Here is a 20835-nt window from a genome sequence, read left to right as displayed (position 1 = left end):
CGCTTCCTCATCGATACGCACACGGTCCACCGTGATCGGAACGGGCCTGTGTATTTCCAGAATAATTTTGTCCATTTACCGTTCCTCCATTCCTTCCACTTCCACCGGGCACCCGTCCCCGCGAAAATCGATGTTGTATAGTATTTCATTGGTAATTTCACATCGATGGCGGTCTATTCCCCTTTGCGGCCTGCACCACGGGCACCACCTGCAATATACCTGGTCTTCCGGAAACGGCACTTTCAATACCAGTTTCCCCTCGGTATAATACCGGACTCCTTTTTCAAACATTACGCACACCCCTCAAAGTACCTGATATTCCTCTTGCACGCGGCTATCTCGTTTTCGTAATAATCCTTCATATCATCCTTCAGGTCTGAGGATAAAAATTCCAGTTCTTCTACCGCAAATAATTCTGCCTCCAGCCCCAATAACCGCCCCTCTTCTTTTTCAAGCTGCGGGCTAACCGCTTTTGTTGCTTCATAAACTAACATATCTGCATATCCCTCTTTCATTTTTCACATTCCCCAGTCTCTGCTCCATACTTAGCGATCAATCGGTCTATCTCTTCACGCACCTCTGGCTTTTCAATTTCGTTTGCGCTATCTATGTTTACCGATATCAGCATTTGACTTCCTGTCCTTTCTGCCTTATACTTAAGGCGAAAATATTGTGTGATCTTTATTTTCCTGCCGTGGGAGTGCCTGCTCCTGCGGCTTTTACTTTGCCCTTGATTACCCCCAATACCGGAAGTGGGGCGGGCCTGTCCTTACCGTTTGCGAATTTCAGCAAATCAGTTTTAAGTTTCCTGTTCCTGTCATACACCCTCTGAAATGGCGTTACCGGTTCGATTTTAAAGTTCATGGTGTGCCTCCTTTCGCATATCCATATCGCATAAAATATAAGAATCCCTCCCGCGGAATCTTGACTCTTGAGCCTGTAACAATTACCGGAAATCCTAGCTTTGACGGATCGCGGTGCGCCTGATCGCGTATATCTTGCGGATCAGATTCCAGCAAATCAGCCACGTCAGAGGCGCGCAATATATCTTTATTTGTCTTTTTAATCTCTTGCAGTGTCATTTTGTTTCCCCTATGCTATCCTGTTCTATGTTTTTTCACAAAGTCGATATTTCGCGATTTTATTTTTTTGAAAATTCTTAGTGGCATTTTGCAAATCTTGCTGCCATTTTTGAAAAATTTAACTCGATTTTTCTTCCGTTTTCATAGAATTTCTTTTGATATCTTCGTCTATTTGCTCAATCCATTGTTTCACTATGGATTCGCCTTCCTGCTCACATTCACGATTTTGCAGAAATATCTTCTCCTCTTTAAGGGTTTCAAGCTCTGTTACTGCATCATGTGCACGAACAATCCTTGCTTTCGGCATTTTTATCGCTCCCTTCTACTTTAGCTTTTTTTATTTGTCTTCTTATGCCGATTCCTGCTTCTCCCATTCAGATATGATCCTGTCCGACTCTTTCAAAACCTCGTCTCCCTGTTTTCCCAGCCGCTTCTCGTTGATGTAGTCGTTAAGCATCACATATGAAAGTCTCGGGAACCCCCTGCGGTGCAGCGCCTTCAATAATTTGGTCTGCGATTTATCCAGTCTCGCCAGCCTTGCCTTGATATCCTGCATTTTTCCACTCTCCTATTGCTTTTTTAATTTTCCTGTGCTATTCTCTGGTTAGGGTTGAGCGTTGTTCAACCTTTTGTTGTCTTTATTATATTCCGTCAAATGACGGATGTCAACAACAAATTCGTCATTTGACGGAATTATTTTTATAGGAGTGATATTTTGGAAGTCGGAACGCTGATTGCCGCCTGTATTGCAGCAGTTTGCTCCATTTTTGCCTTAGTTTCTGAATTGAAATTTAAAAAGAAAAACCGCTTGCTGGAATATAAAAAAGAGGCTTTATTCAACCTCTTAAGACTATCATGTAATTATTCCGCGCCGGGTGAATCTGTTTCTATCGGTGATCTCATGGTTGCCTGTGCATATGTTCGCGCCGTTTGCAGCACCGATGCAGCTGTCGCCTTGGAAAATTTTGAAGAAAAGTTACGGAAAATTGCGGAAAAGCGTAAATCCGGGCAGAATGAACCGTTCAGTATCAATGACGATGTGAATTGCTTAATCAGCGTGATTGAGGAGGAATTGAAACAGGCGATGAAGTGATTTATTTTGGATCGTTTTTGTGTCGCTCCCATTCTTCGTCCATCAATTTACCAAAATCGATACGGCATTTGCCAGCAGGATATTTTTTATCATTCCTTTTTTGGATTTCGTGGCGTATTCCTGGTAGTATGAGTTCAGAAATAACTAGGTATGCCAAAATCGCTATAAGAATGATGTTAATAATCATTGCCAGAATCGCAATAGAATTTTCTATTTCAGTCATAGTATTTTATCCTTCGTGGTTAAATAGTTTGTCCTCATAATAGAGGACGGAAAGGAGGGAGTTTAAAATGATCAGCTTTACGATAAGCTTTTCTCTTCCAATGTTTCGTCCCCCGCGCCCTGTGGCGGTGACCTTAGGTGATACCAACCCATATGGTCACGCCGTTATGAGTTATGGGGACGTTTAAAGCTCTTTTGGCGGAGTCGCAACCGCCTAAGTCATAGCACGCTCCAAGCGGCGGGTGAGCTACTACCCGCTTAAAAGGCTTACGATACCAGTATAGCCAATTATGCAAGGCGTACAGGGCATAAATGCGACGAGGTCAGCGCGGGTAGCTCCGCGCTTGTTCCCCGGTTCCTCCGTTCCGTCCTCTATGAGGTTAAGTATATTATAAATCCGTCAGATGACGGATGTCAATGAAAGGTTTTGCAAATGAATTTTTTAGAAAGATTAGAAGTATTATTAAAAGAGAAGGGTGTATCTGCAACGAAAATGTCTCTCGACCTCGGATTCAGCAAAGATGCCGTCTTTAATTGGAAAAAGCGCGGTACAATTCCGTCCGGGGAAATGCTTGCTAAAGTTGCCGATTATTTCGGCGTGTCCGTTGATTACCTGTTAGGTCGCAGCGACAATCCCTCTCCCGTGGGAGAAATTTTTGCCGCAAGCTCCAAGGATGAGGATTTTTATGGAAATCTCAGCGAAGAAGGCCGGCGGGAATTAGATGAATACAAGCAGTATCTATTACAGAAGTACGGCAAGAAGTGATCACAGACTATCTGTTTTTTTTGATGCGAAATATTACGAATGCGAGGTCAAATTATGTTTCTTTTCGATTCTACATTTATCCGCATCCCCTTTTTTTTATTTTTGATAATGGGGCTCCTTACACTTGCATTTACCATAAATCTCGTCGTCATTTTTATCGAATATTTAATGGATTTGCGTAGAATAAAGGAAAATAAGCTTTGGTACTCAACTCACTCGGATCAAGTACCCGATAACAATAGTTACGCCTTGAATCGTACAAAAAAGAATAAACAGTATCTTCGTTCGCTACCTTTTGGTGTTCTTTTAATAATTAGTATTATTTTTATAATTTTATTGATATATAATTCTAGTTTGTTGTAACAAAAATATTTGCGTCAAAAAAGTCTTGATATTCCATTATTTTATACCGTAAATGTAACTCTCCTGTTGTAAAATTAACCTAAGTGAGGGGATGAACAATGTATGCACTTAGATTAGAAGATGCTTTAGATCAGCAGATTTACGATGAAGGAATTGCACTTGAACGGCGCTTTTTCAATCACTCCAGTACGGACGGATTGTATTTTAACACGGATGATCTCACCTGTCCTGTAATAACAATCAATAAAAGTATAACTTCGACGCTAGAAACCAATTATATTAAGGCTCACGAGCTCGGGCATCACCACAGTTGTATCCGAAACCTGTTTGATGCTCCAGCCTGGATTCAAAAAAGGTATGAAATACTTGCTGATCGGGACTGGGTTGAGCGGATCATGTCGCTCGACAAGCTTGTCGAAGCTTACGATCATGGAAATAATACGCCAATGTCATTGGCTGACTACCTTGAAATCCCCCTGGAGGCCCTTGTAAAAGGCATCGATATTTGCTACCGAAAATACGGTCTTGTCACGTATTTCGGGCAACACTGCATATACTGGAACCCATTCAACATCAAAAAAGACCGTCGCAGGAGGAAATAATGGAAACAAAATTCTGCAAAAAATGCAAAACTGAATTGCCTCCAGAAGCCGTTTATTGCCATATTTGCGGTACCAAGCAGTCAACATATGGTCGTAATGTCAAAAAGCGCGGAAATGGACAGGGAAGCGTATATAAACGTGGAAATACATGGGTTGCGGCTATTGAGTGTCGCGCCGGAGGAATCCGCACAGCGAAGCGCAAGGGCGGTTTTGCGAGGCGTAAGGATGCACTTGAATATATCGCATCTTTAAAAGAAAAACGCAAGGATTCAACGATTGCGAGCCTTTGGGCCGTCTATAAGGATAACGCTATGCTTAAATTGTCAGATAGTAAGCAAACCGCTTATAAAATAGCGTATAAGCGCCTAGAAGATATCCGCGCGATCAATATGCGCGATCTCACAATCGAGACAATACAGGCCTGTGTAAACAAAAAAGCTGCTTCATTTTATACGGCACGCGATATGAAGTCATTGCTTTCGCACTTCTATAAAATGGCAATGGCTCAGCAAGAGGTTTCTGTTAACCTATCTCAGTTTATCATCCTGCCTGAGCTCAACGAAACAGAGCCTGAGCCTTTTACAGAAGACGAACTGAATAAATTGTGGGAGTATTACGAGGCGGATCATTGGGCTGGATACATTTTGTTGATGATATACACTGGAATGATGCCAGGGGAGCTTTTGCTGTGTAAAAAGGATATGGTCAATTTTGATGACCGGACAATCATCGGCTGTGGCCTGAAAACAAAGCAACGTAAAAAGACGCCGCTTATGATTTGTGACATTATCGAGCCAGTGTTGAAAAATTTGCTCACTTTATCCAAAACGGATTTTTTACTTGATATGAAGCGCAATGACTTCTACGACAAATTTGATGAAACGCTTCGCGCTGCACAATGCAGGGATTTGACACCTTACGCATGTCGGCACACAACAGCAACAGCACTAGCGCTTGGAAATAAAGTTGCGCCGGCCGTCATAAAAAAGGTAATGCGGCACGCGAACATTTCTACCACTCAAAGATATATCCATCCAGATACCAAGTCGATGTTGGATGCTGTCAATACTTTTAAGCGCAATTAATATGTGTGTAATAGCGTGTGTAATAGGATGATTTTTTATGATTCTTTACGCCACTTTAGCATGAAACGAAAGCAACAAAAAACCCGCTATACAAGCGGGTTTGGCGGAGAAGCGGGGATTTGAACCCCGGCGCCGATTACCTCAGCCTACTCCCTTAGCAGGGGAGCCCCTTCAGCCGTACTTGGGTACTTCTCCAACTGAATTTTATCTTTATTTACTTTGTTGACAGATAGGCTCTACCACAGATCCTGCGTTTCCCATCCTTCGCGAATAAAAAGCGGCAACGGGGATAAACCGAACCGCAGTCTTACGTTTCCTGTCTTCCCCTTCTCCCATTCAGTAAAATGGCGGAGTGGATAGGACGAACCATTGGTCCCGCGTCTTCCCCCTCTCCCATTCAGTAAAAAATGGCGGAGAGATAGGGATTTGAACCCTAGGTGCGCTACTAACGCACAACGGTTTTCAAGACCGTCACCATAAGCCACTCGGACATCTCTCCATTCAAATACGCTTTAATATTATATCAAAGAGATTCCTTTATTGTCAATAGAAAACCGCAGGAATACTGTGTCATGATAAAGCCGCTCTCTAATGATACGGTATCCCTGCGGTTTTACAGCTTTTTCTTCCCGCCTAAAATGACCGGCGGCTTCAAATCTTTTTCATGATCTTGCACGGATTGCCTGCTGCTACGCAGTTCGCCGGAATATCCTTTGTGACCACGCTGCCCGCACCAATCACGGCATTCTCACCGATCTTAACGCCCGGACAAATAATCACGCCTCCGCCAATCCAGGCATTATCGCCGATTGTGATCGGCTTTCCAAATTCCTTTCCGCTTCTGCGCTCCTCAGGATCGAGCGGATGGCAGGCAGCCAATATCTGAACGTTTGGCGCAATCAGGACGTCGTTTCCAATGCGAACCTCACAAACGTCAAGGATTTGCACGCCATAGTTGATGTATACGTTGTTTCCAAAATAGGTATTGCATCCGTAATCAAACCGGATCGGCTGCTTTACCACCACTCTGTCTCCATCCACATGGACAAGCTCGCGAATAATCCTGTCAAGCTCCTGATCGTCTGTCGGATCTGTATCGTTATATTCCCTGCACAGCTTTAAAGAACGCCTGTGCTCAGAGGAAAGCTGCGGATCGCATGCAAGATAAAGTTCGCCGCGCAGCATCTTTTCTTTTTCTGTCATATTTATGCTCCCTTTCTCAATCAAAAATCCCCTCTATTATACCATTTGACCGCTATATTTTGTTATTTTGAACGTTTATTTTCACAGCGTTTTTCGCTTGCCGGTAACCCGCTTCGCAATGCGGTTTTTTCCATTGCCATTGTTTTTACGGCTGTGGTAAAATGGATATAGTACCCGTTTGTTCAATAAAAGGTACGCGAAGGAGCGTCATTTTGAAAATATTGGTGATTGACGGACAAGGCGGAAAAATCGGCCGACAACTGATCGAAACGATTTTGGCCAGTGTTTCCGGGGCGGAAATCCTTGCAGTAGGTACAAACAGCACTGCAACCTCAAATATGATGAAAGGCGGCGCAAAAAACGCCGCAACCGGTGAAAACGCCGTAATCGTAGGTTGCCGTAGCGCCGATGTGATCATTGGCCCGATTGGCATTGTGCTTGCGGACGCCCTTTTTGGTGAGATTACTCCCGCGATGTCGGCAGCGGTAGGAAGCAGTACAGCACAAAAAATATTGATTCCCATCAATAAATGCGGCGCAATCGTAGCGGGCACACAGGGGCAGACCATTACAGACTTAATCCAATATGCGGTGGCCGCCCTGAAGGATCTCGGCTGACGGGTTTTGGTCATACCATTGACACAAACAACAAATTTTATTATACTGAATCTGTCGTTGGCACGAAGCCAATGCCTGCCGGCAGAAGCCGGATATCCCTATAGCCCTTAAAGTTTTTTAATCTTTATAAAATGATTATGGATGATATCAGGAAGATATCAGCTTTCAGAAGAAAGCCGGTATCTTTTTTTACGTCATCTTTTCTGTTTGGAGGTATTATTATGAATCATACAAAAAACCTGATTATGACAGCTTTGTGTATTGCGCTTGGTATTGTTCTGCCGGTTGCCTTTCACTCGATTCCAAATGCCGGCAGCATCTTTTTGCCGATGCACATCCCCGTTTTGCTGTGCGGGCTGATTTGCGGGCCTTACTACGGGCTTGCATGCGGCGTGCTTGCGCCGTTGTTATCCAGCCTTATCACCGGAATGCCCCCAATGGGCTATCTCCCCGGGATGCTGTGCGAGCTTGCGGTATACGGGCTGGTTTCCGGAATCCTACTGCGCGTGGTGAATACAAAGCACAACATCGCAAACATCTATATTTCCCTGATTGGGGCAATGATCTGTGGACGCGTCACCTACGGTATCCTGAATTCGCTGATTTTCCAGGCCGGGGATTATTCTATGCAAATCTGGCTGACGTCCGCTTTTGTGACTTCGATCCCCGGTATCATTATACAGCTGGTCGTAATTCCAATTCTTGTTTTTGCCCTGCAAAAAGCAAGGCTGATTAACCATGAATCCCTTCGTCACGCTGGTTAAGGCACACGCGCATAAATACCCGCTGATGCAGCCCTGCGATGTGGTCAAGCTACTGTACCAGCACGAGTTTGGCGGCGGGCACCTCGTTACAGACGAGGCCCTGAGCCTTCAGCGCTTACGGGCTGAGGCTGCCTCTCTTGCAGCGGATGCAGGCAGCCCGTTGCGCGAGGATATCGGAAATGGCTACGAGAGGCTCTATTTGTCGCCAGCAGTCCGTCAGAAGCTTTCTTTGGAGCTTTTGAACAGGATCTTCATTGCCTCGTCAAAGCATGCCCATGGGACGCAGGAAGCCTTTCAGGACAAACTCGCCATTTTACGTGGGATGGCTGCGGAACATATTTTTACATTCTCTATATCGGATTTGGATTGCTACCTCAGGCAATATCGAGAGGCAGGCTATCCTGCGGTGAGCCACAGCGCCGGCTATGTGAGCGCTTACCATCCGGCATACCGCGTTGTTTGTAAACGCTACATGCAGTTATTGCCTCTTATTTGCAGGATCGGCCTTCTGCTGAAACAAAAGCAGCACGTTATCGTTGCAATCGACGGAAATGCAGCCGCGGGTAAAACGACTGCAGCCGCATTGCTTGGCGATCTTTTCGACCTGAACATAATCCATATGGACGACTTTTTCCTGCCGCCCGCCCTGCGGAACGAAGCACGGCTGCGGGAGCCTGGCGGAAACATCCATTATGAACGCTTTGAAACGGAGGTTCTCCTGCCTCTTTCGCAGGAAGTTCCTTTTTCTTACCATATTTTTGACTGTGAAAAAGGCGGGTATTCCGGGAAAAGGATTGTTTCCCCCAAAAAGCTCACGTTAATCGAGGGCTCCTACAGCCTGCATCCGCGTTTTCGCGCACAGTATGATTTGACTTCTTTTTTATCCATAGATGCACGCGAGCAAAAACGCCGCATTTTGAAACGCGACGGCGCGCATGCCCTTGATATCTTTTTGAAACGGTGGATTCCAATGGAGCAGCTTTATTTTGACGGCTGCTCTGTCCGTGAACACTGTGATTTTATTTTACACACTTGAACTATGCGAGCGCTTTGTCGTTTAATTATTCAAATTCAGATGGAAATGTTTTACCAACTGCAGGAAGGCAAATGGACTATCCTTTAACGCATCAAAAAACGGTATGACCAAGGCCATACCGTTTTTATGAAACAATTTATTCCGTCTTTTCGCTTTCCGGCTCTGCTTCCGGTGTTTCTTCCGCCTTGGGCGCCTGTCCGTCTTCCTGTTCAGCGCAGCCCTCGAGCTCCTCGTCGTCGTTTTCAGTCTCGACGATCTTTGCCACACACACAACCTTTGTATCGTCATCCACACGCATAAGGCGCACACCCTGCGTAGAACGCCCGATCAGCGATATTTCCTCTACGCTCATGCGGATTACCACGCCCGCGTCGTTGATGAGCATGATATCCTCTGTTCCGTCCACAACCTTAAGGCCGCACAGCTTTCCGGTTTTATCTGTAATGTTCATGGACTTGAGGCCAATACCGCCGCGCGACTGCAGCCTGTATTCGCTTGCCAGCGTGCGTTTGCCATAGCCCTTTTCTGTGATTACAAGTATCTGCTTGTCTTTTTCTGAGATACACGCATCCACTACGCTGTCTCCCGCGCGCAGCTTGATCGCCCGCACGCCGGTCGCAACCCTGCCCATTGGGCGAACGTCTTCTTCACTGAAGATAATCGACATTCCGTCGCGCGTTCCCACGATGATTTGCTTCGAGCCGTCTGTTTCCATGACGGATATCAGCTCGTCGTCATCCCTTAAATTAACTGCCTTCAAGCCGTTCTGGCGGATATTGGAATATTCCGTGAACGGCGTTTTCTTGACGACGCCGCGCTTTGTAACGATCATCAGGTTCGAATCCTTTTCGATCTCGCTCTCGATTGGGAACACTGCGGAAATCTTTTCATCCGGATCAAGGTTCAACATATTAACGATCGCGGTTCCCTTTGCAGTCCTTCCCGCCTCGGGTATCTGGTAACATTTTTTCATGTATACCTTTCCCTTATTGGTAAAGAACAACAGCTGGTTATGCGTACACGTCACAAACACCTGCTCCGCAAAGTCCTCCTCGCGGGTTGACATCGCGGTTACGCCCCTGCCGCCGCGCCGCTGCGCGCGGTAGGTCTCCAGACTGATGCGCTTGATATAGCCGTAATGCGTGAGCGTCACCACCATATCCTCGCGCGCAATGAGCTCGTCGATATCGATATCGTCCTCGTCAAAGGTGATCTGCGTACGGCGCGCGTCGGAATATTTATCGCGAATCTCAATCAGGTCGTCCTTGATGATGTCAAGCACCATCTGCGGCGTGGAAAGAATCTTGTTGAAATGATCGATCTTCGCCAGTATTTCCCTGTATTCTCCTTCGATCTTATCGCGTTCGAGTCCGGTAAGGCGCTGCAGGCGCATATCGAGGATCGCCTGTGCCTGTATCTCTGACAGTCCGAACCGTTCGATCAGCGCCGCGCGTGCGGAAGCCGCGTCAGGAGATTTTTTGATCAGGTTTACGATTTCATCGATGTTATCGAGGGCAATGATCAGCCCTTCCAATATATGCGCACGTTTTTGGGCCTTTTCCAGCTCAAACTTGGTGCGCCGTACAATAACGTCCTTCTGGTGCTCAATATAATATTCCAGCACCTGCTTTAAATTCAAAACGCGCGGCTCGCTGTCCACAAGCGCAAGCATGATCACGCCGAACGTATCCTGCATTTGCGTGTGTTTGTACAGGTGATTGAGCACAACATTCGCATTTGCATTGCGTTTGAGTTCGATGACCACGCGCATACCGGATTTATCCGATTCGTCGCGCAGGTCTGAAATCCCGTCGATCCGCTTTTCATGCACAAGCTCCGCAATTTTTTCTACCAGAGCGGCCTTATTGACCTGATAGGGCAGCTCTGTTACCACAATGCGTTCCCTGTCCTCGTTATACTTTTCAATTTCCGCCTTTGCACGTACACGAATCCTGCCGCGGCCTGTTTTATACGCCGAGCGGATGCCGGACACGCCCATAATGATGCCGCCGGTCGGAAAATCCGGGCCGGGCATAACGTCGATCAGCTGGTCGATCGAAATGTCGGGATTATCGATCAGCGCTATCGTTGCATTGATTGTCTCCGCCATATTGTGCGGCGGGATGTTCGTAGCCATACCAACCGCAATACCGCCCGTACCGTTTACGAGCAGATTTGGAAACCTCGCGGGCAAAACCGCCGGCTGCTCCAAGGTCTCGTCAAAGTTTGGATAGAAGTCCACCGTATCCTTATCGATATCGCGCAGGAGCTCCAGCGTAATCTTTGACATACGTGCTTCCGTGTAACGCATAGCCGCCGCGCCGTCGCCGTCCACAGAACCAAAGTTTCCGTGTCCGTCCACCAGCATATAACGCGTGGAAAAATCCTGCGCCATCCTGACCATTGCGTCGTAAACCGCCGTATCGCCGTGGGGATGATATTTACCAAGCACGTCGCCCACCAGGCGCGCGCTTTTGCGGTAAGGCTTGTCCGGATACATATTGAGCTCGCTCATAGAATATAAAATACGCCTGTGAACGGGCTTTAGTCCATCCCTTACGTCAGGAAGCGCCCTGTTTATGATAACCGCCATCGCATAGGCAATGAACGATTTCTGCATTTCCTGGTTGATGTCTATGGGTATAATGCTGTTTAATGGTTTCTCCAAAATAAATTACCTCTTTTGCTCACCTAATTAACAATACAATGATCAGATATCCAGATCCGCGACCAGCTTCGCATTCTCCTCGATAAAGTCGCGGCGCGGTTCCACACTGTCTCCCATCAGGATCGAGAACGTCTCTTCCACTTCCATCGCGTCTTCCATGTCCACCTGCAAAAGCACGCGCTTATCCGGATCCATGGTGGTATCCCAAAGCTGCTCCGGGTTCATTTCCCCCAGGCCTTTATACCGCTGGATCGCGGCGCCGTCGCCGACCTCCTTCAGGTATTCCTGCAAATCCTCGTCTTTATAAAGATATTTATCTTCAAGACCTTTTTTGCTCACCTTGTAAAGCGGCGGCTGCGCGATATACACAAAGCCCTTTTCGATCAGCGGGCGCATATAGCGGTAGAAGAACGTCAGCATCAGGATGCGGATATGGCTTCCGTCAACGTCGGCATCCGTCATGCAGATAATTTTGTGGTAACGCAGCTTTTCCACATCAAATTCTTCGCCCATGCCCGCTCCGAAAGCGGTAATCATGGCCTTGATCTCATTATTGGCAAGCGCCCTGTCATGACGCGCTTTTTCCACATTCAGTATTTTTCCACGCAACGGCAGGATCGCCTGGAACCGTCTGTCCCTGCCCTGTTTTGCGCTTCCGCCTGCGCTGTCTCCCTCAACGATGAATATTTCGCATTTGCTCGCATCTTTTTCCGAGCAGTCCGCAAGCTTGCCCGGCAGCGCCGCGCTTTCAAGCGCAGTTTTCCTGCGTGTCAGCTCCCTTGCTTTTTTCGCGGCCTCCCTTGCGCGTTTTGCGGTCAGGCATTTTTCAATGATCACCTTTGCTGTCGCCGGATTCTCCTCCAGGAACGTGCTGAGGCCTTCCGCTACCGTGCTATCCGTCAATGCGCGCATTTCGCTGTTGCCAAGCTTTGTTTTCGTCTGCCCTTCAAACTGGGGTTCCGTAAGCTTTACGCTGATAATTGCCGTAAGGCCTTCGCGGATATCCTCTCCGGAAAGCGTTGGCTCGTTTTCTTTTACAAGCTTATACTGCCTCGCATAATCATTCACAACGCGCGTCAGCGCATTTTTAAAACCGTTTAAATGCGTGCCTCCCTCATGCGTGGAAATGTTATTTGCAAAGGAATAAATATTTTCCGCGTAGCCTTCGTTGTACTGCATCGCAACCTCCACCACAGAGGTCCCTTTTTCCGCGCAAAAATATACCGGCTCTTCAAACAACGGATTTTTATTCTTATTCAGGTGCTGCACAAAGGATTTGATACCGCCCTCATAGCAGTAATTCTGCCTTACCGGCTCGTCCCCGCGCAAATCCTCGAGCGTAATGCTGATTCCCCTGTTCAGGAACGCCATCTCCCGCAACCTGCGGCGCAACGTATCATAATCAAAATGAACGTCCTCAAAAATATCCGCGTCCGGCCAGAAACGGATTTCCGTTCCCGTTTCCTCACAGTCCCCGGTCACGTCGAGCTTTGTTATTGCAACCCCGCGTGAAAATTCCTGACGGTGCACTTTTCCTTCCCTGCGTACCGTTGCCACAAGCTTTTCCGAAAGCGCGTTCACAACCGAAACGCCCACGCCGTGCAGCCCGCCGGAAACCTTGTATCCATCCCCGCCGAACTTTCCGCCTGCGTGCAGCATGGTAAGCGCAACCTCAAGCGTGGAAACGCCCGCCTGCGGGTGGATTCCTGTCGGAATACCGCGTCCGTTATCCCTGACATACACGCTGCCATCCTTTTCGATCACAACAAGGATATCCGAACAAAAACCTGCCATGGCCTCGTCGATCGAATTATCTACGATCTCATACACCAGATGATGCAGGCCCCGCAGGTCTGTTGAACCGATATACATACCCGGCCTTTTCCTGACCGGTTCCAGTCCTTCTAAAATCTGTATTTGACTTTCGTCGTAATGCTCCTCTAAATTACTCATTAAATCCCTCTTTTTTCCTTCAATAAAAAGGCGTCGTCCAAAAATTCCTGCGTATTGCCCCTTCTCTGGAGTGTACGCGTAGAGATTGGGGAATAATACGCCTTTTGAGTCTCATCCTCTTGTGTAATTATGATTGATTTTGGCGCTCCGTCAGAAAGATCCTTATGAAAAACGCTCTTTAAAAAAAGGCTTGTTTCTTCATTCGCCACAGCCTCTTTATACTCCAAAATCATAATGATATCTTTCGTTTTCACGAAATAATCGTTACCCAGATGCAAGATCATAAAACACCTCTGCCTATCCTACGAATACTAAGTTTATTATACCACATTAATATGCTTTTTGAAAGCCTTTTTTCGATTTTATCGGGTTTTCCACATTCTTTGTAGAGGGGTATTTACAATACCTGAAAATGCGTCTGAGGGCTTCTTAGGCCCCTAAAACTGAATTGTGAGTTTTCAACTCATTATTTTTGAAAATTATTATCCCTTTTGTTCTTCTATGGTTCCATTTTCCACAAAAAACCTGTGGATTCCCTTTGCAGGAGGAGTTTCCTCCGGATCTGCGGTCGTAATAAAAACCTGTATTCCACGCAGCGTATTGAGCAGATTTCTTTTACGCGCTGCGTCGAGTTCGGAAAACACGTCGTCCAAAAGCAGCACCGGCATTTCCCCCGTGCTTTCCTCCAAAATCCGCAGGCACGCCGTCTTGATTGCGAGCATCAGCGTCCTCAGCTGCCCCTGCGAAGCAAATATCCGGACGTCTTTTCCGTTGATTGTAATATCAAGATCGTCCCTGTGCGGCCCGGCGGCGCAGCCAAACTCCGCTATTTCCTTTGGTATCAGCCTTGTAAGCGTTTCTTTGATTTCTTCCTCCGGAATGGTTTCCTTATAGGTGATTTTGATCTGTTCCCTGCCCCCGGATATCTCGCTATGTGTTTTTTTCACATATTCGTTGAGTTTTTTTACATATGCCTTCCTGTTTTTCAGTATGATTCTGATATAACCGGAAAGCTGCTCGTTATAGGCTTCCAGTAACGTTTTTTTATTTTTTTCTTCTTTCCTGCGCAGCACAGCGTTTTTCTCAGCGATGATCTTTGTATAATTTTTGAGTGCATCCACATAAGAAGGCCTGATTTTTGAGATTTCCCCATCAAGAAAACCGCGGCGAAGGGAGGGAGCCTCCTTTGCCGTTTTGATATCCTCAGGAGAAAACACCACAACATATAAATTTCCCAACAGTTCTTTTACGTTCCTGACAGGGATTCCATCTATTTTGATACTCTTTTTCCTGTCTTTTTCCAGTAAAACCTCAATGTTTCCCGTTCCGCTGCCTGTTACATACTCCGCATAAAGATACGCGCCTGTAGTTCCCGCCATAATCGTTTTGCTGTCCGCATTCACACGAAAAGATTTTCCATTGCCACAGATATGGATCGCCTCGAGCACATTTGTCTTTCCCTGTGCATTGCTTCCATACAGAAGATTAATCCCTGGAAAAAATTTTACATTCAGTTGTTCATAATTCCTGAAATGAATCAGTTTTAACCGGGAAAGATACATCAAAATCCTTTCAAAAAGAGGGCGCCAACAGCGCCCCCGGTCCATTTATTCAAATCCTGTCTTCTATTCTTCCCTGAGCTGTACCGGCAAAATCAGGTAATCGTACGCATCCGAATTTTCCTGCTTTACCACGCATGGGCTTACTCCCGTATTAAATTGCATCAGAACCTCTGATTCCTCCACATTTTTCAATACGTCGAGCACATATTTTGCATTAAACGCTATTTTGAGATCCTTCCCCTCCGTCAGGACGGGTATCTGCTCGTCAATATTACCGATCTCCGAATTTGAGGTGATTTCAAGGTTTTTTTCCTTAATTTCAAATTTCACGACATTATTATTTCCTTCCCGCGCAAGGATCGACGCACGTTCCAGACTGTCTTTAAGCATCCCCGTTTCCACCTTTACGCTGGTCGCGCAATCCGCGGGCAGCAGATTCCTGTATTTAATATATTCGCCTTCCAGAAGACGCGTAAATATCTGCGTATGATTTACTTCAAACAACGCCATATTCCCGCTGATCGATACTTTAATATTTTCATCCGTATCGTCGATAATCCTGGAAACCTCACGCAAGGTGCGCGCGGGTATTACACATTCCTTATCGATATCTGAAATCGCAGGCTGCTTACGTACCGCCATACGGTATCCATCCAGCGCAACAACAGTAAGGCTGTCCTTTTTGATATCAAATAACAGGCCTGTCAATATTGGCTTATCCTCATTGACCGCAGCGGCAAACAGCGTCTGGTTGATCATTGCACGAAGGACATTTTGCTGTATTTTAATCTGCTCCTCATCCTGCAGCTCCGGAAATACAGGAAATTCCGCCGCATCCATTTGCTGGAGAACGACCTTTGAATTCAGGCAGCTGATCTCTACTGAATTTTCTCCAACGCTGCTGAAGGTAACGTCGCTTTCCGGAAAACGATTGATGATTTCATATAAAAGCCGGGCAGGGATTGCCGCATCTCCCTGTTTTTCAATTTGCGCGTTCATTTCTGTTTTGATGGAAAGCGCAATATCAGTTGCCTTTAAAGTGATCGTATTTTCCCCGCAGGAGAAAAGAATACATTCCAGAATGGTCTTTTGCATTTTTGAAGCCGCCCTGTTGACGGTACCGATCGCTGAGAGCAGATCAGCCTTTGCACACGTAAATTGCATTTTGGTAATCCTCCGTTATTTTTATATCTTAATATAGGTATTATTGGTTGTATTAGGGGGTGTGCATATTGTGGAAAACACATTTTTCAGCGACTGCCGAGCGTTTTTCCAGCAATGTGCACTGGGTATAAAACCTGAGTAAACCCTCTTTATCTGTTCACAGGATGTTTCTATTTTGTGGAATACCTCAAAAAGGGTTTTGGAGACATTTTTTGGAGTCCACCCGTTATCCACAACTTATCCTTTGATTTTTGCCTCGATATCCTCAATGACGCGTTTCAGGTCGGCGTCGTCTTTCATTTGTTTTTTGATTTTTTCTTCCGCGTGCATGATTGTGGAATGATCCCTGCCAAAGAAATCTGCAATTTTGGAATAGGAATTGTCCGTCATATCGCGCAGGATGTACATGGATATCTGCCGCGGGAAAACATATTCCCTGTTTCTCTTCTGACCGCGTATATATTCTTCCTTTACGCCAAAATATTCGCACACAACGTCAATGACTGTTTTGGGAGTAATGGCCCGTACAGAGGGCGTTTCAAAATAATCCTCCAGCGCCCGCTGTGCGATGCTTGAATCAATCTCATGCAGCATTAGCTTATCTTTATGAAGCTCAGCATACATGATAACCTTTTGAAGAGCCCCTTCAAGCGTCCTGATGTTGGAATTTTTCTGCTGTGCTATATAATGTAAAACATCGTCCTTAATGGGAAGGATACCCGGATTCTGAACTTTGAGAGCCTGCACCTTTTGCAAAAGGATGGCGACACGCGTTTCGTAATCCGGCATCTTGATGTCTGCAATGAGGCCCCATTCAAAGCGGGAGCGCATTCTCTCCTCCAGTTTTTCCATTTCTTTTGGAGGACGGTCTGATGAAATAATAATCTGCTTATTCATTTCATGCAAAGCGTTGAAAGTGTGGAAAAATTCATCCTGTGCAACGTCTTTGCCCGCAATAAACTGAATATCGTCTATCAGCAGGACGTCAACATCCCTGTATTTTCTGCGAAACTGCTCGCGCAGGTCTACGTTTGCCTTATTATTGGTCAGCTGGATCATGCGAATGAGCTCGTTCATAAAGCTTTCGCTTGTAACATATACAATTTGCGCCTGCGGGTTTTCCTTTAAGATGTGGTTACCAACAGCGTGCATCAGATGCGTCTTTCCAAGGCCCACGCCTCCATATAAAAAGAGGGGATTGTATGCGCGGCCGGGGGATTGCGCTACGGCAAGCGCAGCGGCATTCGCAAATTTATTTGCTTCGCCCACCACAAAGGTGTCAAAGGTATAGCTTGGATTAAGATTTGTACAGGCGGAAGGCTTTTTATCTTCCTTTTCCGGTTTTATTTCCTTGATTTTGATATTTGCAGATTCCTGCGGCGTAATAAATTCAGGCGTGATGTCCGCACCTGCAACGCCATACAGCTCCTCATATGCCGTCTGCATGGTCTGCTGTATTTTTTCAGAATATTTCTCCGTCATCAAATTTTTGTGCATTGGACTTGAAACTTCAAAATAATAAGTATTTCCTTCCTCATGGATCGGTTTTAATTCTTTGATCCAGACATTAAACTGGAACATTGGAAGGTCTTCTTCCAGATAATTTAAAGTTTTTTCCCATAAAACATTGAAAACGCTCATCTAAGTCTCTTTCCTCTGATTTATTGCGCGCGGTTTATTCACAGGTTGTGGATAAGTTTTGCACAGACTGTTTTTATGAATTTGCGCGTTGTTGCAAAGAGTCATAAAAAACAGGAGAAAAGTTATCCACAAAGTTATCCACAAAAATTAAGAAAATGTGCATAAACTAAGGCTTTGCGTATGGTTTATTATATCACAGCGCCCGAAAAAATGGTACCCATAAAATCAGAAAAGCAAAGAGCGCATTAAATCCAAAAAGCAAAAAAGAGAAAAAAAGAAAGAAGGATCAAACGGGAAAAAATAGATCTGCGCGTTTATTGGAACAATCAATAAAAAAGAAGAAAACATTATAAAAAAACTATATCTTGTAGTGAAAACAATATAAAGAACAAAATTTTAAAAAATAATCGCAAGATCATGTATGATAGAAAGGAGGAAAATGTGTTGGAAAGAAGGCTCCGAAACAGTTTTTACCTTGACACTTGACTGTAATAAATATATAATAATAATCGTCTTTTTATCGAAAAAAGCATGGTGGCACAAAGAAGATTATTTTGAAATGCTACTATAATATATTACATAGAAAGTGGAGAGATTAAGACTATGAAAATGACGTATCAACCAAAAAAACAAAAACGCAGCCGCGTACACGGCTTTATGAAGAGAATGAAAACGAAAGCCGGCCGGAATGTGCTCAAAAGAAGACGCGCGAAGGGCAGAAAAGTACTGTCTGCTTAATGGCGGCTTAATATTACAGGCTTGGAAGTTTGTACGTTAAAAAAGAACAAAGAATTTAACTTTGTTTACAGGCGGGGAAAATCTGCGGGTTCCCGTGATATGACGCTCGTATATGCAAAAAGCAGGTACGGAGGCGCAAGAGTCGGTTTTTCGGTCAGTAAGAAGGTCGGGAACAGCGTGACGAGGAACCGTGCGCGAAGGCGTCTGAAAGAGGCGTACCGCATGATTATGCCTGAAATTAGCGGACATCACAGTTTTGTTTTTGTAGCAAGAAGCAGCATTACGGCTGCCGATTTTCAGAGTATTTGCCATCAGATGAGGCGTTTGCTGGAAAAGATGGGAGTGCTTCCCTCTGCGGGGAGGAAACAGGCATGAAAAAAGTAATTCTTGCAATGATCAGGTTTTACCAGAGAGCCATTTCGCCATATTTGCGCGCGAGTTGCAGATATACGCCAACCTGTTCGCAATATGCAATAGAAGCTGTCACCAAATATGGAGCGCTGAAGGGCTCCTTTTTGGCAATAAAACGAATTTTGAGATGTAATCCGCTGTTTCCTGGCGGTTATGATCCTGTACCGTGATTAGGGAGGATATTGGGTTTTGGATTTTCTATATAACAACTTTTTATCAGACTTTTTCGTCCTTTGTATGAAGGGCTTGCATAGTATCACACTGGACTATGCGCTTGGTATTGTTGTATTTACCATATTGATTCGCCTGTGCCTGCTGCCGCTTGATTTGAAGCAGCGCAACAACCAGTCGAAAATGTCGGCTCTGGGGCCGGAGATACAGTCGCTGCAGAAACGCTATGCGAATAATCCGCAGCAGCTGCAAAAAAAGCAGCAGGAGCTGTACCGGAAGATGAACGTAAAGCCGATGCTTGGATGCCTTCCGGCGCTCATACAGCTGCCGATCCTGTTTGCATTTTTCGGCGCGATGCGCGTGCTGCAAAGCGAGCAGACAATTTCACTTATGCTTAATGCCGCACAATATGGTCCGGAGACGGTTCAACTGACACCGTTTTTCTGGGTGCACAACTTCTGGCAGGCAGATTCGTTCCTTGGAGCGAATGCGGATATCCTTCCGAGCAGCCAGTCATTTTTATCCTTTGTGCAGATGAATCAGGTTTATATCCAACCACAGACACTCGAGCTTTTGCGTTCCCAGGGATTGCTTGATTTCTCAACGGGAGTCATGCAGGTGCCGCAGGAGGCGTATGATGCGCTTAAAAAGGGAATCCTTGAAGCAAACGGATACTGGAACTATTCTACCAATACGGTAACCAACATGAACGGTTACCTGATTCTCCCGGTGCTTTCGGGCGTGGCGCTGTTCCTGCAACAGAAATTCAACCCCGCAATGGCAAACGGCGGTATGGGAATGAATATGGCGGCAGCCGGAAACAGTGAAGAGCAAGCTCAGGCGCAGGGCTGTACGAATAAGATGATGATGTGGCTCATGCCGATTTTCTCGGTCTACATCTGCGCCACAGGTAATACGGCGTTTGCGCTTTACTGGTTTGTGTCCAGTTTGTATGCGTTCGGGCAGATGCGCGTCGTTGACCTGATCAAAAAGAGGAAAGCAAAGAAGCAGGAAGTAATTATCTCGTAGTAAGGGGGATTTATCGTGGCATTTGTAGAGGCAAAGGGAAAAACAGTTGACGAGGCCATTTTCAAGGGACTCGAAGAAATGGGACTTTCCCTCGATGAAGTAGATATTGACATTGTACACGAAGGGGGCAAAGGCCTTTTTGGCATTGGCAAAAGCGCGGTTGTGCATCTGACAAAAAAAGAAGCGGCAAAAGCGCAGGAGGGTTCTCCTGAGGAATTTTTGACAGGGCTTTTTGGACTGATGAAGCTTGACGCCGCATGTGAAGTAAAGGAAGACAGCGATAAAACGGTAAAGATTGAAATTACAGGTAAGGACACAGCAGTATTGATCGGACGGCGCGGCGATACGCTCGATGCGCTCCAGTATCTTACCGGCCTTGCCGTGAATAAGGGAAAAGAAGATTATAAAAAGATCATGCTGGACGCGGAAAACTATCGCGAAAAACGTGAGCATACGCTTGAAAAGCTGGCAAAAAGGCTTGCGAATACAGTGGCAAAGACTGGAAAGCCGATCACGCTTGAGCCGATGAATCCCTATGAGCGCAGAATTTTGCACGCGACCTTGCAGAATAATCCGCGCGTGGAGACGATGTCTGAGGGGGAAGAACCGTACCGCCGTGTTGTTATCAAAAGAAAGCGGTATGAGAATTGATCTAATCTGGTAAA

Annotated in this window: 26 protein-coding genes and 2 tRNA genes; 12 read left to right on the top strand and 16 right to left on the bottom strand. The window is 45.8% G+C overall.

Annotation, left to right across the window (positions count from 1 at the left end; genetic code table 11):
* Positions 1-75: 75 nt before the first annotated feature.
* The 6 genes from CHK_RS07745 to CHK_RS07720 all read right to left on the bottom strand — a co-directional run bounded on the left by CHK_RS07745 (position 76) and on the right by CHK_RS07720 (position 1638).
* A complete protein-coding gene (locus tag CHK_RS07745) occupies positions 76-291 on the bottom strand; it encodes a hypothetical protein (protein WP_046442471.1) in 216 nt (71 codons plus the stop codon).
* The gene (locus CHK_RS07740; RefSeq protein WP_131924695.1) at positions 291-494 is read right to left on the bottom strand and encodes a hypothetical protein; all 204 of its coding nucleotides are present in this window, start codon (positions 492-494) and stop codon (positions 291-293) included. The genes CHK_RS07745 and CHK_RS07740 overlap by 1 nt, the downstream gene beginning before the upstream one ends.
* Positions 495-681: 187 nt before the next feature.
* On the bottom strand, positions 682-864 hold the full coding sequence (locus CHK_RS07735; RefSeq protein ID WP_046443444.1) for a hypothetical protein: 183 nt from the start codon (positions 862-864) through the stop codon (positions 682-684).
* Positions 861-1082: a hypothetical protein gene (locus CHK_RS07730; protein WP_046443443.1), complete on the bottom strand. Its 222-nt coding sequence runs from the start codon at positions 1080-1082 to the stop codon at positions 861-863. Before CHK_RS07730 ends, CHK_RS07735 begins: the two co-directional genes overlap by 4 nt.
* 118 nt (positions 1083-1200) lie before the next feature.
* Entirely contained in the window at positions 1201-1389 is a 189-nt protein-coding gene (locus tag CHK_RS07725) for a hypothetical protein (RefSeq protein WP_046443442.1), read from the bottom strand.
* Between the two features lie 42 nt (positions 1390-1431).
* Positions 1432-1638 (bottom strand): hypothetical protein, encoded by a 207-nt coding sequence (locus CHK_RS07720; RefSeq protein ID WP_046443441.1) that lies wholly within the window; start codon positions 1636-1638, stop codon positions 1432-1434.
* Positions 1639-1797: 159 nt separating this feature from the next.
* On the opposite strand from CHK_RS07720, the gene CHK_RS07715 reads away from it, so the two are divergent.
* Positions 1798-2175, top strand: coding sequence for a hypothetical protein (locus CHK_RS07715; RefSeq protein ID WP_046443440.1), 378 nt, complete (start codon positions 1798-1800; stop codon positions 2173-2175).
* Position 2176: 1 nt separating this feature from the next.
* On the opposite strand, the gene CHK_RS07710 is transcribed toward CHK_RS07715, so the two are convergent.
* Positions 2177-2398: a hypothetical protein gene (locus tag CHK_RS07710; protein ID WP_046443439.1), complete on the bottom strand. Its 222-nt coding sequence runs from the start codon at positions 2396-2398 to the stop codon at positions 2177-2179.
* A gap of 432 nt (positions 2399-2830) precedes the next feature.
* Here CHK_RS07710 and CHK_RS07705 point away from each other — a divergent pair, with 432 nt between their 5' ends.
* From CHK_RS07705 to CHK_RS07690, 3 genes are all read left to right on the top strand, one after another.
* Positions 2831-3163, top strand: coding sequence for a helix-turn-helix domain-containing protein (locus CHK_RS07705; RefSeq protein ID WP_046443438.1), 333 nt, complete (start codon positions 2831-2833; stop codon positions 3161-3163).
* A gap of 461 nt (positions 3164-3624) precedes the next feature.
* Positions 3625-4128, top strand: coding sequence for a hypothetical protein (locus tag CHK_RS07695; RefSeq protein WP_046443436.1), 504 nt, complete (start codon positions 3625-3627; stop codon positions 4126-4128).
* Positions 4128-5213 (top strand): tyrosine-type recombinase/integrase, encoded by a 1086-nt coding sequence (locus CHK_RS07690; RefSeq protein ID WP_046443435.1) that lies wholly within the window; start codon positions 4128-4130, stop codon positions 5211-5213. Before CHK_RS07695 ends, CHK_RS07690 begins: the two co-directional genes overlap by 1 nt.
* 101 nt (positions 5214-5314) lie before the next feature.
* Here the strand turns inward: CHK_RS07690 and CHK_RS07685 are convergent.
* The 3 genes from CHK_RS07685 to CHK_RS07675 form a co-directional block, all read right to left on the bottom strand.
* Positions 5315-5408: transfer RNA gene (locus tag CHK_RS07685), tRNA-Ser, on the bottom strand.
* A 213-nt stretch (positions 5409-5621) separates the two neighbouring features.
* Positions 5622-5712 (bottom strand) — tRNA-Ser (locus tag CHK_RS07680).
* Positions 5713-5864: 152 nt separating this feature from the next.
* On the bottom strand, positions 5865-6422 hold the full coding sequence (locus tag CHK_RS07675; protein ID WP_131924776.1) for a sugar O-acetyltransferase: 558 nt from the start codon (positions 6420-6422) through the stop codon (positions 5865-5867).
* 206 nt (positions 6423-6628) lie between these two features.
* Here CHK_RS07675 and CHK_RS07670 point away from each other — a divergent pair, with 206 nt between their 5' ends.
* From CHK_RS07670 to CHK_RS15680, 3 genes are all read left to right on the top strand, one after another.
* Positions 6629-7033: a DUF3842 family protein gene (locus CHK_RS07670; protein ID WP_046443433.1), complete on the top strand. Its 405-nt coding sequence runs from the start codon at positions 6629-6631 to the stop codon at positions 7031-7033.
* Between the two features lie 221 nt (positions 7034-7254).
* The gene (locus tag CHK_RS07665; protein WP_046443432.1) at positions 7255-7797 is read left to right on the top strand and encodes an ECF transporter S component; all 543 of its coding nucleotides are present in this window, start codon (positions 7255-7257) and stop codon (positions 7795-7797) included.
* Complete coding sequence (locus CHK_RS15680) at positions 7772-8833, top strand: nucleoside/nucleotide kinase family protein (protein WP_082103455.1); 1062 nt, start codon at positions 7772-7774, stop codon at positions 8831-8833. The genes CHK_RS07665 and CHK_RS15680 overlap by 26 nt, the downstream gene beginning before the upstream one ends.
* Positions 8834-8969: 136 nt before the next feature.
* Here CHK_RS15680 and gyrA read toward each other — a convergent pair whose 3' ends face one another.
* The 6 genes from gyrA to dnaA form a co-directional block, all read right to left on the bottom strand.
* Positions 8970-11504: a DNA gyrase subunit A gene (gene gyrA, locus CHK_RS07655; RefSeq protein WP_082103454.1), complete on the bottom strand. Its 2535-nt coding sequence runs from the start codon at positions 11502-11504 to the stop codon at positions 8970-8972.
* Between the two features lie 39 nt (positions 11505-11543).
* Positions 11544-13454 carry a DNA topoisomerase (ATP-hydrolyzing) subunit B gene (gene gyrB, locus CHK_RS07650; protein ID WP_046443431.1) on the bottom strand — a complete coding sequence of 637 codons (1911 nt, stop codon included), beginning with the start codon at positions 13452-13454 and terminating at the stop codon, positions 11544-11546.
* Positions 13454-13738 (bottom strand): extracellular matrix regulator RemB, encoded by a 285-nt coding sequence (gene remB, locus CHK_RS07645; RefSeq protein ID WP_046443430.1) that lies wholly within the window; start codon positions 13736-13738, stop codon positions 13454-13456. The genes gyrB and remB overlap by 1 nt, the downstream gene beginning before the upstream one ends.
* 198 nt (positions 13739-13936) lie before the next feature.
* On the bottom strand, positions 13937-15016 hold the full coding sequence (gene recF / locus CHK_RS07640) for a DNA replication/repair protein RecF (protein WP_059109720.1): 1080 nt from the start codon (positions 15014-15016) through the stop codon (positions 13937-13939).
* A gap of 63 nt (positions 15017-15079) precedes the next feature.
* A complete protein-coding gene (gene dnaN, locus CHK_RS07635; protein ID WP_046443429.1) occupies positions 15080-16180 on the bottom strand; it encodes a DNA polymerase III subunit beta in 1101 nt (366 codons plus the stop codon).
* 237 nt (positions 16181-16417) lie between these two features.
* Positions 16418-17821: a chromosomal replication initiator protein DnaA gene (gene dnaA / locus CHK_RS07630; protein ID WP_046443428.1), complete on the bottom strand. Its 1404-nt coding sequence runs from the start codon at positions 17819-17821 to the stop codon at positions 16418-16420.
* A gap of 603 nt (positions 17822-18424) precedes the next feature.
* Between dnaA and rpmH the strand changes: the two genes are divergently transcribed.
* The 5 genes from rpmH to jag all read left to right on the top strand — a co-directional run bounded on the left by rpmH (position 18425) and on the right by jag (position 20821).
* Complete coding sequence (gene rpmH / locus CHK_RS07625; protein ID WP_046443427.1) at positions 18425-18559, top strand: 50S ribosomal protein L34; 135 nt, start codon at positions 18425-18427, stop codon at positions 18557-18559.
* 21 nt (positions 18560-18580) lie between these two features.
* Positions 18581-18934: a ribonuclease P protein component gene (gene rnpA / locus CHK_RS07620; protein ID WP_046443426.1), complete on the top strand. Its 354-nt coding sequence runs from the start codon at positions 18581-18583 to the stop codon at positions 18932-18934.
* The gene (gene yidD, locus CHK_RS07615) at positions 18931-19140 is read left to right on the top strand and encodes a membrane protein insertion efficiency factor YidD (protein ID WP_046443425.1); all 210 of its coding nucleotides are present in this window, start codon (positions 18931-18933) and stop codon (positions 19138-19140) included. Before rnpA ends, yidD begins: the two co-directional genes overlap by 4 nt.
* 67 nt (positions 19141-19207) lie before the next feature.
* Positions 19208-20170, top strand: coding sequence for a YidC/Oxa1 family membrane protein insertase (locus CHK_RS15675; RefSeq protein ID WP_160295612.1), 963 nt, complete (start codon positions 19208-19210; stop codon positions 20168-20170).
* 12 nt (positions 20171-20182) lie between these two features.
* Positions 20183-20821 carry an RNA-binding cell elongation regulator Jag/EloR gene (jag, locus tag CHK_RS07605; RefSeq protein ID WP_052740445.1) on the top strand — a complete coding sequence of 213 codons (639 nt, stop codon included), beginning with the start codon at positions 20183-20185 and terminating at the stop codon, positions 20819-20821.
* Positions 20822-20835 lie beyond the last annotated feature (14 nt).

It is taken from the genome of Christensenella hongkongensis, assembly GCF_000981035.1.
GTDB classification, from domain to species: domain Bacteria; phylum Bacillota; class Clostridia; order Christensenellales; family Christensenellaceae; genus Christensenella; species Christensenella hongkongensis.
Note: the sequence above shows the minus strand (reverse complement) of the source record. Positions and strands in the feature narration are given on the sequence as shown.

What these genes read in the sequence shown, in the direction of transcription:
- dnaN (WP_046443429.1), bottom strand. Translation starts at nt 16,180, where the DNA reads ATGCAATTTACGTGTGCAAAGGCTGATCTGCTCTCAGCGATCGGTACC.
- yidD (WP_046443425.1), top strand. Translation starts at nt 18,931, where the DNA reads ATGAAAAAAGTAATTCTTGCAATGATCAGGTTTTACCAGAGAGCCATT.
- gyrB (WP_046443431.1), bottom strand. Translation starts at nt 13,454, where the DNA reads ATGAGTAATTTAGAGGAGCATTACGACGAAAGTCAAATACAGATTTTA.
- CHK_RS07735 (WP_046443444.1), bottom strand. Translation starts at nt 864, where the DNA reads ATGAACTTTAAAATCGAACCGGTAACGCCATTTCAGAGGGTGTATGAC.
- CHK_RS07730 (WP_046443443.1), bottom strand. Translation starts at nt 1,082, where the DNA reads ATGACACTGCAAGAGATTAAAAAGACAAATAAAGATATATTGCGCGCC.
- CHK_RS07695 (WP_046443436.1), top strand. Translation starts at nt 3,625, where the DNA reads ATGTATGCACTTAGATTAGAAGATGCTTTAGATCAGCAGATTTACGAT.
- CHK_RS07745 (WP_046442471.1), bottom strand. Translation starts at nt 291, where the DNA reads ATGTTTGAAAAAGGAGTCCGGTATTATACCGAGGGGAAACTGGTATTG.
- CHK_RS15675 (WP_160295612.1), top strand. Translation starts at nt 19,208, where the DNA reads ATGAAGGGCTTGCATAGTATCACACTGGACTATGCGCTTGGTATTGTT.
- CHK_RS07690 (WP_046443435.1), top strand. Translation starts at nt 4,128, where the DNA reads ATGGAAACAAAATTCTGCAAAAAATGCAAAACTGAATTGCCTCCAGAA.
- CHK_RS07705 (WP_046443438.1), top strand. Translation starts at nt 2,831, where the DNA reads ATGAATTTTTTAGAAAGATTAGAAGTATTATTAAAAGAGAAGGGTGTA.
- CHK_RS07720 (WP_046443441.1), bottom strand. Translation starts at nt 1,638, where the DNA reads ATGCAGGATATCAAGGCAAGGCTGGCGAGACTGGATAAATCGCAGACC.
- recF (WP_059109720.1), bottom strand. Translation starts at nt 15,016, where the DNA reads ATGTATCTTTCCCGGTTAAAACTGATTCATTTCAGGAATTATGAACAA.
- CHK_RS15680 (WP_082103455.1), top strand. Translation starts at nt 7,772, where the DNA reads ATGAATCCCTTCGTCACGCTGGTTAAGGCACACGCGCATAAATACCCG.
- CHK_RS07740 (WP_131924695.1), bottom strand. Translation starts at nt 494, where the DNA reads ATGTTAGTTTATGAAGCAACAAAAGCGGTTAGCCCGCAGCTTGAAAAA.
- CHK_RS07710 (WP_046443439.1), bottom strand. Translation starts at nt 2,398, where the DNA reads ATGACTGAAATAGAAAATTCTATTGCGATTCTGGCAATGATTATTAAC.
- remB (WP_046443430.1), bottom strand. Translation starts at nt 13,738, where the DNA reads ATGATCTTGCATCTGGGTAACGATTATTTCGTGAAAACGAAAGATATC.
- CHK_RS07725 (WP_046443442.1), bottom strand. Translation starts at nt 1,389, where the DNA reads ATGCCGAAAGCAAGGATTGTTCGTGCACATGATGCAGTAACAGAGCTT.
- CHK_RS07665 (WP_046443432.1), top strand. Translation starts at nt 7,255, where the DNA reads ATGAATCATACAAAAAACCTGATTATGACAGCTTTGTGTATTGCGCTT.
- rpmH (WP_046443427.1), top strand. Translation starts at nt 18,425, where the DNA reads ATGAAAATGACGTATCAACCAAAAAAACAAAAACGCAGCCGCGTACAC.
- dnaA (WP_046443428.1), bottom strand. Translation starts at nt 17,821, where the DNA reads ATGAGCGTTTTCAATGTTTTATGGGAAAAAACTTTAAATTATCTGGAA.